The organism is Brevibacillus sp. BD137 (assembly GCF_041644655.1).
GTDB classification, from domain to species: domain Bacteria; phylum Bacillota; class Bacilli; order Brevibacillales; family Brevibacillaceae; genus Brevibacillus; species Brevibacillus brevis_D.
Genome location: NZ_JAOTNO010000008.1, coordinates 138,097 through 150,653, shown reverse-complemented (window position 1 = coordinate 150,653; position 12,557 = coordinate 138,097). Strand labels below are relative to the sequence as shown.

The 12,557-nt window shown below is 48.5% G+C and carries 10 protein-coding genes; all 10 read left to right on the top strand.

Going from position 1 to position 12,557, the window contains the following annotated elements:
* The first annotated feature begins 290 nt into the window (after positions 1-290).
* The 10 genes from ODZ53_RS18530 to ODZ53_RS18485 all read left to right on the top strand — a co-directional run bounded on the left by ODZ53_RS18530 (position 291) and on the right by ODZ53_RS18485 (position 12,553).
* Positions 291-2,459, top strand: a complete 2,169-nt coding sequence (locus tag ODZ53_RS18530) for a transcriptional regulator (protein WP_372678999.1) — start codon at positions 291-293, stop codon at positions 2,457-2,459.
* Between the two features lie 150 nt (positions 2,460-2,609).
* A complete protein-coding gene (locus ODZ53_RS18525) occupies positions 2,610-3,035 on the top strand; it encodes a hypothetical protein (RefSeq protein ID WP_015892720.1) in 426 nt (141 codons plus the stop codon).
* A 102-nt stretch (positions 3,036-3,137) separates the two neighbouring features.
* A complete protein-coding gene (locus ODZ53_RS18520) occupies positions 3,138-3,590 on the top strand; it encodes a J domain-containing protein (RefSeq protein WP_064202726.1) in 453 nt (150 codons plus the stop codon).
* Between the two features lie 332 nt (positions 3,591-3,922).
* Positions 3,923-4,477 (top strand): FHA domain-containing protein, encoded by a 555-nt coding sequence (locus tag ODZ53_RS18515; RefSeq protein ID WP_064202727.1) that lies wholly within the window; start codon positions 3,923-3,925, stop codon positions 4,475-4,477.
* Between the two features lie 69 nt (positions 4,478-4,546).
* Positions 4,547-5,077 (top strand): FHA domain-containing protein, encoded by a 531-nt coding sequence (locus ODZ53_RS18510; RefSeq protein WP_015892717.1) that lies wholly within the window; start codon positions 4,547-4,549, stop codon positions 5,075-5,077.
* A 5-nt stretch (positions 5,078-5,082) separates the two neighbouring features.
* Entirely contained in the window at positions 5,083-5,922 is an 840-nt protein-coding gene (locus ODZ53_RS18505) for a PP2C family protein-serine/threonine phosphatase (protein WP_015892716.1), read from the top strand.
* 20 nt (positions 5,923-5,942) lie between these two features.
* Complete coding sequence (locus ODZ53_RS18500) at positions 5,943-7,865, top strand: PP2C family protein-serine/threonine phosphatase (RefSeq protein ID WP_372678995.1); 1,923 nt, start codon at positions 5,943-5,945, stop codon at positions 7,863-7,865.
* Positions 7,862-9,139 carry a hypothetical protein gene (locus ODZ53_RS18495; protein ID WP_016743186.1) on the top strand — a complete coding sequence of 426 codons (1,278 nt, stop codon included), beginning with the start codon at positions 7,862-7,864 and terminating at the stop codon, positions 9,137-9,139. The genes ODZ53_RS18500 and ODZ53_RS18495 overlap by 4 nt, the downstream gene beginning before the upstream one ends.
* The gene (locus ODZ53_RS18490) at positions 9,130-9,825 is read left to right on the top strand and encodes an iron-dependent peroxidase (protein WP_173606930.1); all 696 of its coding nucleotides are present in this window, start codon (positions 9,130-9,132) and stop codon (positions 9,823-9,825) included. Before ODZ53_RS18495 ends, ODZ53_RS18490 begins: the two co-directional genes overlap by 10 nt.
* Before the next feature lie 52 nt (positions 9,826-9,877).
* Positions 9,878-12,553, top strand: coding sequence for a molecular chaperone (locus ODZ53_RS18485; RefSeq protein ID WP_372678993.1), 2,676 nt, complete (start codon positions 9,878-9,880; stop codon positions 12,551-12,553).
* Positions 12,554-12,557 lie beyond the last annotated feature (4 nt).

Below are 12,557 nucleotides of genomic sequence, written 5' to 3'. Positions count from 1 at the left end.
AGACCTAGGAAAGGAGACTCTGTGTCTTCAGCATAAAACGGGAATCCAAGAAAAGGAAGATTTGTGGAATAAAATGGGTCGAAATACTGAGAATGGTCGTATTGGTATAGGAAATTTGTCACAATCCACGGAATGTTGACAAATAATGCGGGCAAAGTTTAATTTAGAGGCAAGATTTTTTGTTTGTTTTTGGTATAAATGTCACGTTTTGTATCTTTACTCGTGAAGTAGGACTCATCATTTATCAAGTAGGACTAAGTGGTTATGCAGACAACAGAAAGGGGCCATTTATGGACATTATTAACCAGACCAACCGAACCATGCTGTTCGAAGAGATCAACCCGGAAAAATTGGACCTGATCACCATTGTTGGAGATGTAAAAGGCATTGATAGTCTCAGCGACGACAAGATCAAGGAGATCAACGAGCATCTTCTCGTGCGCAGCTTCGATGAGTTTTTGGACAAGTTCTCCCCGAGCGTGTATTCGTTCTACAATGCAGCGAACCAAAAAGTGATGTACACCTTGAAGAAGCCTGACGGAATTGCAGAGGATGCGATTTCCGAGATCAAGATCGATCAGAGCAACGACTTCTTGAAAATGCTGTTTACCCTGATTGATACGAAGCGCAGCCAAGGGATCACCAACGTGGATTTCAAATTCGAGAATTTGCTCGATATGATTTCTCCGAAAAAAGTGATGGATGACATTCGTCAGGTGCGCAAAGAGATCCACTACTTGTACGGTCATTACGAAAAGCTCGATGATGGCGATCCGAAGAAGCTCGATCTCGGTGACAAGCTGAACACGATGTTCGAGGATGCCAGCAAAAACTACAACAACGTCATGGCGATGCTGCCGCTGGCGATTGAAGATATCAAGACACGACTGCTCTTGGGCGGCGCACAAGAGGAGAACCAATCCGAAGCGATTCAGATCGGGATGCTGACGATTGGAGAAGACGGAGAACTGAAGATCATCGAGGCACCAAAGAGTGACAGCCGCGAGCTGATGGTTCTCGATGAAAACAGCGGAAACGGACTGATGAACGTTTTCGAAGAGGATTACGAGTCGATCACTGAGACGCCATCCTCCTATGTAAAAGATCTCGTGGTGCGCACCTTCTGCCCACTGCCGACGGTACATACCGAAGTCAACATTGAGACAGAAGTACAGAACTACAATACGTATCTCGAGTTCTATAAAAACGCCAAGGACGACTTCGTAAAAACGGTGAAGCCTTTGGTTGAGAAAATTTTGGGCGTGAAGATGTTCTTCGATCAGTACGTGACCAAGAACAAAGGCATGCAGCCAGCTATGCTGATCACGAATACGAAGCTCGACATGCTCGTGAAAAGCAGCAACATTCCACGTCTGGAGACCTATCTGAACACGGTCAACGCGAAAAACGACTTCACAGATACGATCTGGTTTGGAATCGTTCCATCCGTTGATATGGATTCCGCCGGAAAAGCACAAGTAACTCGCGAGCGTTTCCGTGGCAACGAAAAAGTCGTCAAGCAGGACGGCAATACGATGGAATCGCTCACCATGCTGCTCCAGGTCGTCAAGGACTTCAAAGTGCAAGTGTTCTTCAGCTTCAGTACAGGTGAAGAAACAACCTTCAACAGCATGGCGACAGCGGGCATTGATAAATACATCGACAAGTGCGGAATTCTGGTGCGCAAGGAATTCAGTGAATTCGCAATCCCGTGCATTCCGAACTTCACGATTATTCCCAAAGATAAATCAGGAGTTGTCATCGACAGCAGAATGCTGCAAACCGAAGACGGCGTGAAGCTGTCCCAGGAAAAAGAAGACATCCTGAAGCTGTGGATCGAGGGTGTTTATGTCGGTGCCAGCTATGTAGCTGCTGGTGTCGTGGCAGCGTACCAGTGTCCAGAATACTTACGCGAAACCTTCAAAGTGGTGAGCCGCGAATATCCGGGTGTGCGCTTTGACATCGAAGCAGGTGAAAATGGATTGCGCGCCATTACCACAATGGCCAAAGAAATCTCCGGCTTCACCAACAACATCAAAGATTCCATCAATCGCAAAAACTTTGGATTCGTCTTCTCTTCGGAAAATGCACAAATCCAAGGCAAAGATATCAAGCGCATTACGGTGTACAAGGCACGCAGCCTCGCTATGGCAGAGGACGGCTTTGATTCTATCTACAAGACACTTGTCAGCACCTATATCGAGCGGATTCTCCGCTTCCAGACGGGTGATTTCAAACACGATAACATCGTGAAGTTCTTCAGTAACAATCCGAGCAGCCAAAAAAGCAAATGGCTGGGCACACGAGGCTTCGTGAACTCCATTATTCACGACGGCGATGACATGAGCTACATCATCGATGACAAGAGCAATCTGTGCCATATCGATCTGGTGTTCAACGGCAATGTGAAAAACCTGGAGGTCACCATCACTAAAGGAACGACTCCGGTCAAAGCATAGCATTGATCCCCTGGAGAGCTGTTTATGAAACTTTTTGACACATTACGCAGGTGGTTAGAGGTGTGTTTCCCAAAACGCACCCTTACACATAAGCCTCGAAGCCAATCAGGTATTTCGAGAGCAAGATCTCATTTCAAGGAGGTTTTATCCATGGGTTTTCGACTCAAAGTAGAAGGTTCTGAAACAATTGAACTGGGCATGGACAACATTCAGACAGTAAAGTACGACACTGACACGCCAGACGATTCCAACGCGCGCTCCACAGATGTGGGTGCAACACTGAGACTGACTGGCAAAATCATCACTGCAACAGATGGTGACAGTGCGGATGACACCATGAAGCTGGCTCTCTGGTCTTTGGTACCAGCAGAAAAAGCGGATTGCTACCGCAAAGTAACACTGGAAGTAATCGCTGCTGATCAAGTGATCCGCAAAATCTACTTCCCGAACGCATTCGTAGTAGATTACAACGAGAGCTTCGGCGATACCGAGGGTGTAGGAACATTCAGCATCTTCATCAAGCAAAAGAAAGACAAAACCGAATTCACCAAAATCGAAGGCGGCTACGCTGTTTAGGTTTTGAGAGAAGTAAGGTAGGAAGAGCCGTACCTCGAAAGCCGTGTTCGAGGTACGGCTCTACAAAATAACGAAAATCATTGCCAGACAGAGGGTGCGCACATGAAAAATTATTATGAGATTCTGGGGCTAACCAAACAAGCTTCCACGAATGACATCAAAAAAGCATACCGTCAACTGGCAAAGCAGCATCATCCGGATGTCAATGCCGGGAGCATGGAGTCAGAGCGAATCTTTAAAGAAATTACCGAGGCCTATCAGACATTGCAAGACCCGGCCTTGCGCGAGGCGTACGACGCGCGTTACGAAGCTTTTCAGCAGAAGAAGCAACAGCAGACCAGTCATACAAGCAGCACAAAACAAGGACAAAGCAAACAGCAAGCGCAGTCTGCACCAGGTGTGAACTTCGAAGATTTGGGGAGCACCTTTGAACGATTTTTTGGTTTTCATCCGAAGACAGGTGAGATTAACCCAAACACCATGAAATCCGAAAAGAAAAATCCACTGGATACGACAGATATGTTTGAACAGTTTTTTCGCATGAAGAAAAAATAAGAGGGAAAAATCGGGCTTGGATGACAGCTCTTTCATGACATAGAGGTAGTAGCAACCTGCTCCTGTCTTTGGATGGATGTCCATACATACACCATTCTCCCAAAGCTCGGAGCATTTTTCTTACAAGGAAGTTCAAAAATTCGTCTTTTGATCACGAAGTCATTCTCGAAGTTAATTCGGCATCGAAATTTACGTTCACCTTTGAAGTCCGGTGCTCATGTAGGTCCCCTACACTGCGCTCCTCCTTCTTTAGGTTCACGTAACTTTCTCGGTGCTGAAAAGACAAATTTTTGAACAAGAGCATTTTGAGGTAGTTGATTGGGGGTTAAGACGTGGCGAAGAAAAAAGGATACCAAAAGTCCATCAGAGTGAAGCTCATAGAGCTGTTGATTTCCATTCTTGTGATTAGTGCACTCATTTATGTCTTTGGTTATACGGACAGCAACGCTCTGAAAATTTTTACAGGAATCGCCTTCGGACTCTTTTTGTTCGGGGTCATTATCGTCAGATTCGGAAGCCCCGACGAACCGGAGCCAAAGAAAGAGGATGGCGTCACCAAACTGGTTCTATTAGATGAAGAGGGAGAGAGCGTGAAGGAGTGGTTGATCCAAGGGGAGACATCCCTTTTGATAGGCAAAAGCTCCGCGCAAAACGAGGTTGACATCGACTTGGCGGACGCGGAATACGCTGCCTTGATCAGCAAGCAGCATGCTGTTTTGAATCAAGCGTCCGGGGACTGGTTCATCGAGGATATTCACTCCAAAAATGGCACGGGCATCAAGCAGCCGAACAAACGCGACAAGAGCAAGCTAGAGATTGAACAGCCGCATAAAGTGAAGGCTGGCGACATCATTTACATAGCCAATACCCGCTTGTTGCTGAAATAACAACGGGGGAAACATCGCTTTTACACATACATATCGTCCTTGCACGGAACGAAACGGGGGAGCAGAAGAATGAGTTTGACAAGATGCGCGAATGGTCACATGTTTAGCACCAGAAAACACGGAAGCACCTGCCCTTATTGCAGTATGGTCGTCGAGCCTGGGGCGAAACCGGACAACAAAGCACTGGCGAGAGTAGCGGACGACGATAAGACGATGCCATATCTGGGGGAAACAGAAGGGATCGAACCTGTTACCGGATGGCTGGTATGTATTGAGGGGCCGCAACAAGGTCAAGATTACCGCATTATGGCGGAAAAGAACTTCATCGGTCGCGCAGAGGATATGCATATCCGAATCGTCGGAGACAACGCGATCTCTCGCCGCAATCATGCGGTGATTGTCTACGATCCGAAAAAACGCAACTTTTACTTGCTCCCAGGTGATGCATCGGGGCTTGCCTATCATAACAATGAAGCGGTGTACACACCAGTCGAGCTTACTGCGTACGATGTGCTCCAGCTAGGAAAGAGTACCTTTATTTTCATCCCGCTGTGCGGTGTTCACTTCGAGTGGGACAACTCCAACAAAGGCAAGGAATGATGAGCATGTTTCAACAGGGCGCAATCCCGTATCTGGTCGTCCTTGGCGTGATCATTGCCATTACTCTTTTGTTTCGTCTGCGTGCAGCTTTGATCCGGGAAGAAATGAATCCCGTCATCCAGATCGGAAATGGACAGACGATCGGCAGGCGAGAAGAACAGGATGATTACTTTTCGACAGCAACATCGTCTCATGGGACGATTGCAGTCTTGGCTGATGGAATCAGTGGATTGGCTAACGGAAGACTTGCTTCAACGCTTGCTGTGACTACATTTATCCGTGAATTTACTAAGCTGGACAACCCGAAGCATATCTCCCTCTTCTTTTCCCGGGCTGCTTTTCTTGCCAATTCGGAGATTTTGCAGGCCTTAAGAGGAAGTCGGGGTGGGACAACACTGGTCGCTGGCGTAATTGTTGAGGACAAGCTGTATTGGGGAGCGGTGGGAGACAGTATCATTACCGTTTTCCGGAATGGAGAATTCATTCCAATCAATCAAAAAGACATTTATGAGTCGGTGCTGGAGGCGCGTTTTCTGTCCGGTGAGATTACGAAGGACGAGGCGTTGGAGCATCCGCAGAAAAAACAGTTAATCAACTACTTGGGCTACGATAACTTTCAAAATATCGAAATTGGTCGTGAGCCGTTTCCGCTTGAAAAGGGAGACAAGGTCATTCTCTGTAGTGACGGCGTTTACGATACGTTAACCGAGATGGAGCTGGAGCAGATTTTGTTCCAAAATATCGCTGCCCATGACGCGGCTGACCAAATCATTGAAGCGGTGGAAAGCAAGCAAAAAGCCAATCAGGACAACGCAACCATTCTCATCCTGGAAAAAGGCTGGTAACGGGGGAGCGGGTAGTACGAATGAGAAAGGACAACAGTGAATTCATTACCGGGTTTCTATCCGAATCAGGCAGCTTCGTTCGCAACAAGGATTACTTTGCCTACGCACAGCTGGATGATATCGCGTGCTGGGTAATCGCTCGTGGATTGGATAACGATCAGGAAGTAGAGAGTGCAGAGTTGGCGGCCAAAAGCGTTCTGGGCTACTTTTTGCAGAAGCCGTCCATTTCGCGTTATCGCATTCGCCGCTATTTGCAGGAGGCGCATCGTGTCCTGCAAGCTGAGAGCCATCGCGTCAGACTAAAAGCGAGCCTGACCGTAATCGTAACGGACTATGCCAGAGTGAGGTACGGGGTTGCTGGTAACACTCGGCTGTATCAGTTTCGCAATGGCCGACTGCAATGGCAGAGCAAGGATCAGAGTCTTGCCCAACAGATGGTGGATGGGGAGGAAATTGCAGAGGACGCGCTTGATCAGCATGAGGAGCGCCATAATCTCTTGAGCTATTTGGGGACACCCAATGAATTTCGTCCGTTTGTCTCCAAGAAGCTCCCGCTCTATGACGGTGATGTTTTTCTGCTTGCTACCCCTGGTCTGTGGGAAAAGGTGAATCCGGCCGAAATGCAGGACGGGCTACAAGAGGCGAAAGATCCAGAAGCCTGGATCGATACGCTGGAGGACGTGCTTTTGAGCAAGCAGGAGCATGTCGTTCAAAACTACACGGTGGCTGCTATTTTTGCGAACAAAATTTTCAAGACAGACCCGCAAAAAAAGTGGCGGATCATCAAAAGGGTGGCACTCATCCTTCTCGTGCTTGCTTTGGCTGGAGGCGGCGCTCTGCTGTTCAAGATGAAGGAAGCGGAGCGCATTGCGGATGCTGCGACAGGGATGTTCGAGCATGAAACAGCCGGAGACGCTTTCATTGCGGAGGGCGATTATCCGAAGGCACTCAAGGCGTACAGCGATGCCCGAAATGCTGCAAATATCGTGAAAAACAAAATCCAGGCTACTCTCTTGGCCAAAAAGATCCGCATTACACAGTTGATCGTGGATGGAGATACGGCTGTAAAGGATGAGCAGTATACCAAAGCATTGGATAAGTACGACAAGGCGCTCAAGGAAATGAAAGGGCGCGATGATTTTAACGAATCGGAGATTTTGGAGAAAAAAGAAAAGACGCAATCGTCTGTGCTCGTCATGCAGTGGAAAAAGGAAGGCGATCTCTTGTTTGAGGGGCAGGATTACGCTGGTGCGGAAGCCTATTACCAAAAGGCGCGCAAGCTGGCGTTGGAAACTTCCTTTGTAACAGGAGAAAAAGAGCTGCGTACCAAGCTGGACGAAGTAGCTTCCAAAAAGACAGGTATCGATAAGGAAAAGAAGACGCTCGACGGCGACAAGCTGGAGAAGCAAGGCGACGAGAGCTATGCAGCGCAAGACTTCGAGGGAGCGATCCAATCGTATACGATGGCGCAGGAAATTTATCAGGAGATTGGTGTGCTGGAGAAGGTTTTGGCGATGGAGCGCAAGGTGACAAAGGCAGAGGAGAAGTTGAATCCTCCTGCTGCTCCGCCTTCGGCAGGTGCGCCAGCAGGTCAGCCTCCTGTGCAAGGGACGGGTGCTGGGAGTCAACCTCCGGTAGTTCAGGTGAATCAAGGGGTACCTGTTAATCAGACAGCTCCTGCAAATCAGACCGCACCGGTAAATCAAACATCTCCGGTGAATCAGACGGCACCGACGAACCAAACAGCTCCGATCAATCAGGCAGTCCCGGTCAATCCGGTGGCTCCAACGTACCAGCTAGTTCCGGTGCCCCCAGTAGTGCCGACCAATCAAGCAGCTCCGCCAGCCGCGACAGCTCCGGCGACTCAGCCAGTTCAGCCACCGCAAGCTAATCCACCAGCTACAGCCAACCCGACACAGGAGGAGGCAGCGAAAACGCCATGAAAGAGATCGTACTGGATCGTTTAAACAAAATGGAGGAGCTGGAGCAGCGCAGGTTGCTCAAACAGATCATGAACGGTGTCTTCCTCAATCTGGTCGAGTATCAGGAGGAGATGCAGAAGAAGCTGGAGGAGCGTGTTTTTTCCGAGATCGAGGACAAGGAAGATAAGCATGACATCTATGTGACCCTCTGCCACCGCGATGACTTTGACCCAATCCACGAGTATTTATACCCGATGATTCCTGGCGATGAGGAAAAGAAGGTATGTGATCGCAAAGAGTTGGCGGTCAAGCTCAGCAACCAGGAAGAAGCGGTCATGATGACGATCTTTTTGGAGTGTGAGTACGACAAGGTTCAGGAGCTGATGATGAGCAAGCGAACCTTCAAGGGTCGTCTGAACACGGCAGGCAATCACTATCCAATCGAGGTGCGCCTCCAACAAAGTCGCGTGTATATGGATGAGCTGGAAAAGCTGTACAACATGTTTCAAAAGAACGGGATGCCGTGGAAAACAGTGAATCATCCTTACGCGAGCAAGTTTTTCGATGTCATTCTGGTTGCCTGTGAGGGCACATTTACAGAAGACGAAGAGATACTGGAAATGTCGATTACCCTCGATGAGTGGGAGCCTTACAAAAAGCTGGATGTCATCCCGTTGTGGAACATCGAGCGCTTGGCTTTAAAAAACATCGGCTTTCCCGTACCTGCCATTGACCGGGTGAACTTCGAGCATGTCCTGTCGTTACGTAAGACGGGTAGCGAGCACGGGTATTTGGTGGATGGAGATGAAGAGCTGATTCGCTACATCAAGCGGTCACCGGAAGAGCTGACGATCGTCTCGCCTCAAGAGAAGTCGGGAGTTTGGAATGTATGCAAAATTACGCAGCCTGTAACGACCCGCATCGGAAGATTGGATTACGAATTAGTGTCCAATCGTCGCAAAAACAGCTTCATTGGGAGCTATGCGCGGAAGCAGGCGATGACCGTACGGGCCAAAGGAGAGATTATCCGGATCGTCCATTCCTTTGAAGCCGCTGAACAGCTGGAGCTAGTGAATGTTGAGATTCGGGATAAAAACAATCGTCCTCCCGCTACATACGGTTTGAATCCGTTCATTAGCGATAATGTGCGCGTAGAAAATGACAAAAAGATCATGGCTCTCGGCTTTCGGAGACGCGGGGCGAACAGTTTTATTCTCCAAGACATGATGAGCTTCCTCGTTTCCGAGGTGCAGATGTATTTTCCGGAATACAAGTGTGAAGGAGAATGGGCTTGAATTACATCTGGGATTTGGTTATTCGTGCAAAACGCGCCGGGATCGCCAATAAAGACATCCAGTTCAAAGCGGCCAAAGTGTATTCGCCCTACATGGAGCTGAGTCATGAGGCCATCAACGCCAAAGCGGTGGAAAAAACGGTAGAGGTGAATCCGTACTATCGCTTCGATGATATTTTCCGTGACCTTTTTGACGCCAATTACTCCGACGATGCAGAGCTTCGGCATACCTTGTTTGATATCATCATCCATCTGCTGGCCGAGATTGATCTGTCGCAAGGGATGAACAAGCGTGAATACCACATTCGCTTTGTATTGCGCGACTTGGAAGCGGGGCTATTCGGCAGTCGGGTACAGGAAAATATTCGACTTTTTACCAAAGAGGAGCGAGAGATTATCGCGGGCAATATTTTGCGCTTGTATGAGACTGGCGAAGCGGTGTACCTGCTCAAGGATACGATGCGAAAAATATTCTCTCACTCTACCATTTACGCGAATTGCGAAGAAAAAGATGAGCTGCTGATTTACGTCGGGCAGTCGGAGAGTGAAACCGCACAAGCCAAGCTCGCTTTAATCAAGGATATTTTTCTACCGGTTCGGTTCCATACAGAGATTTATTGGCGAAACCATTTTGGCATTTTGGATGTCGAGGAAACGATGCAAATCGACAATGTTGCACTTTACTAGAGGTTTTTGAACGATTGACCCCAACAAAAGGTCGGGAGAGAGGAGAGTTGGGATGTCTACCTATTCATATAAGCTTCATCTCCAAAAGGGCAGCAGCGGGGATGGAAATCAACGCAATCATCCAGGCGAAGCGACCTATACACGGGACGAGCTGATGGAGATGACGACCTTTCAGCTCCGCAATATTTGTTACAAGGAGAAGCTGGTCGGCTCTGTCGTGAACAATCTCGATCGGGAGGGACTGCTGCATACGATTCTGCGTTTCCGCGGTGCAGAAGAAAACCTCCTGATTGAAAGTACTGTACCAGGTGGTGTTGAACGCCTCGAAGCCGTACTCCACAAATATTTAAACACACCGATGCTAGGTGTAGATGTAATCAAAATTCCAGCGAAGATGTGCTTGTACATGGGTCTTGCCATTGGCAGGCTGGACAACTATAGCGTCGAGTCCTCCAGAGGCTTGTCCGAATCCAATGTGCTTTTGGTGAATGACCATATGGAGCTATGCGGTATTCTGCATCTGCGCAAGGAAAAAGATGATGGGAGAGCCGGGCATTTTACGCTGCACGCTTGCCAAGATGCTCAACTGAGAAAAACGGTCAATCAAAACTACAGTCTGCTCTTTTTTCGCAAGCAGGATTCGGAGTATTTGTACAAGGCGTATCATCAGGACCATCCGTTACCGCCTGTCAATCTCCACTACTACAAAGTACCTGTGACTGACCTCGAGATCAGGGAATTGGAAGAAACAGATGCCATTCTCGCGATTGATTTTGGTACCTCCTCGACGACAGCGGGTGCTTTTCTCGACCATCAATATGTCAGCTCCCCTTCCAGCAACGACTTGTTGAATGGACGTATACGCTTGAATGCGATCAATTACGTCTCCTTCCCCGATACGACGCAAAAAAACGAGGAATGGATCGAGGTGCTGCCGACTGCTGTCAGCGTGGCGGATTGCTCCTCCCCGCATGACGTTCGCTTTCACATCGGCTATGAAGCACTTCGGCACATGAAAAAGAATGGATACAGTACGAACGCGACCGTGTTTCAAGGTATCAAGCGCTGGGTGAACAGCTATCACAAGATCGAAGAGGTCATGGACAGCCAAGGAAATACAGCGACTGTGAAACGAAGCGACATCCTGCGCCAATACCTTCTTCACGTCATACAAATGGCCGAGCATCAATTCAAATGCCGCTTTCGTCATCTGCATATCACAAGTCCGGTCAAGCTGAAAACGCAGTTTCTTGAGATGTTCACCGAGATTTTGCCTGAGTATCGGATTGAATCAGAGCACGCTCTCGATGAAGGAATGGCCGTCCTGTTTAACACGATTGCCGATCAAATTGACAAAAACAGCTTTCTGGATGGGGAGACCTATCAAGCGCTTGTCATCGATTGCGGCGGAGGCACGACGGATCTGTCATCTTGTCATTTCCGGATTGAGGACGGACATATCTCCTATCGCATCGATATCGATACGACCTATGAAAACGGCGACACCAATTTTGGCGGCAACAACATTACGTATCGCATCATGCAGTTTATGAAAATCGTCTTCGCGGACTATTACGGAAAAGGGCGGCAAGTGACCGACATCGACCAGATCATCGATATCCCTGGATCGGAAATATTCCGGTATGTGGATGAATACGGCGTCGACTCTATCTATGAACGCTTCGAAGCGAGATATCGGGAAGCCGAGGCGATTTTGCCGACTCGCTACAAGGAGTACGAGAACAAGAGCCGGGACGAGTATCAGCGTGTCCGCAACAATTTTCATTTTTTGTGGGACCTCGCTGACCATATGAAAAAAGAGTTTTTCCGTCAGACCGGCATTCTGCGCAATCGCTTCACATCCGATACAGAAAATCGCCAAGAGCCCGATCTAAAGCTGACGGCAGTCGAGCGATGGGTGTTGTCGATATGGGAGGATGGTCGCTTCCGGGATGTGTTTGATTTTCCTGATGTCGTTTTCAACGCCAAAGAGATCAATCACCTGATCAAGGCCGATATTTACGAGATTTTGCGAGTATTCTTGGACGATTTTTACCAACAAGGAAGGTTGGCTGACTTCTCGATCATCAAGCTGACTGGGCAGTCGTGCCGGATTGATGTTTTCCGTGAAGCGCTCAAAGAGTTTGTCCCTGGACGCAGTATCGAGTTCCGGCAAAAGTCGGAGGATGCGGGCAAGGTGCCAGACCTGAAGCTGTCTTGCCTGCGTGGGGCACTGCGCTATCAAAGTGCCAAAAAGGCAGGTTTCATCGAAGCACAGATTACCAATCATGCACCGATCGTCCCGTATTCTGTGACCGCCTTCACGCATAACAAGCAAGAGAGAGTGCTCATTCACAGTCAGGAAAAGCTGAGTCTCGTGCATGGCTCTATCTCGCGTCCCTACGGCGTGAGCGAGGTTGAATTTTATCTCAAGGAAAATGACGGCCAGCTGCGCCAGCGGTACTTGTACATGGATGAACCCGCTCAATACAAAACCGTATTGTATGAGGACATCGCGAGTAAGTACGGTACGCATATCCCGCAGGACGAGACTGACTCGATTCAAAATGGGGAGTCGAAATACTTCGTTTTTGCGAGCGGCAGTGAGTGGGGATTCCATGTCGTGCCAGTAGCTCGTCTGAATGAACAGCTTGCTTTGGGGAAAAAGGTTTTCTTTGCTTTTGAGAGTGACTTGTCCGAGCTGGATTTCTTTGACGGGATGAAATGAGCAA

Bases quoted from the DNA above. Each gene is read 5' to 3' on its own strand.
- ODZ53_RS18490 (WP_173606930.1), top strand. From the start codon at position 9,130: ATGGGCTTGAATTACATCTGGGATTTGGTTATTCGTGCAAAACGCGCC.
- ODZ53_RS18495 (WP_016743186.1), top strand. From the start codon at position 7,862: ATGAAAGAGATCGTACTGGATCGTTTAAACAAAATGGAGGAGCTGGAG.
- ODZ53_RS18510 (WP_015892717.1), top strand. From the start codon at position 4,547: ATGAGTTTGACAAGATGCGCGAATGGTCACATGTTTAGCACCAGAAAA.
- ODZ53_RS18530 (WP_372678999.1), top strand. From the start codon at position 291: ATGGACATTATTAACCAGACCAACCGAACCATGCTGTTCGAAGAGATC.
- ODZ53_RS18485 (WP_372678993.1), top strand. From the start codon at position 9,878: ATGTCTACCTATTCATATAAGCTTCATCTCCAAAAGGGCAGCAGCGGG.
- ODZ53_RS18525 (WP_015892720.1), top strand. From the start codon at position 2,610: ATGGGTTTTCGACTCAAAGTAGAAGGTTCTGAAACAATTGAACTGGGC.
- ODZ53_RS18505 (WP_015892716.1), top strand. From the start codon at position 5,083: ATGTTTCAACAGGGCGCAATCCCGTATCTGGTCGTCCTTGGCGTGATC.
- ODZ53_RS18520 (WP_064202726.1), top strand. From the start codon at position 3,138: ATGAAAAATTATTATGAGATTCTGGGGCTAACCAAACAAGCTTCCACG.
- ODZ53_RS18500 (WP_372678995.1), top strand. From the start codon at position 5,943: ATGAGAAAGGACAACAGTGAATTCATTACCGGGTTTCTATCCGAATCA.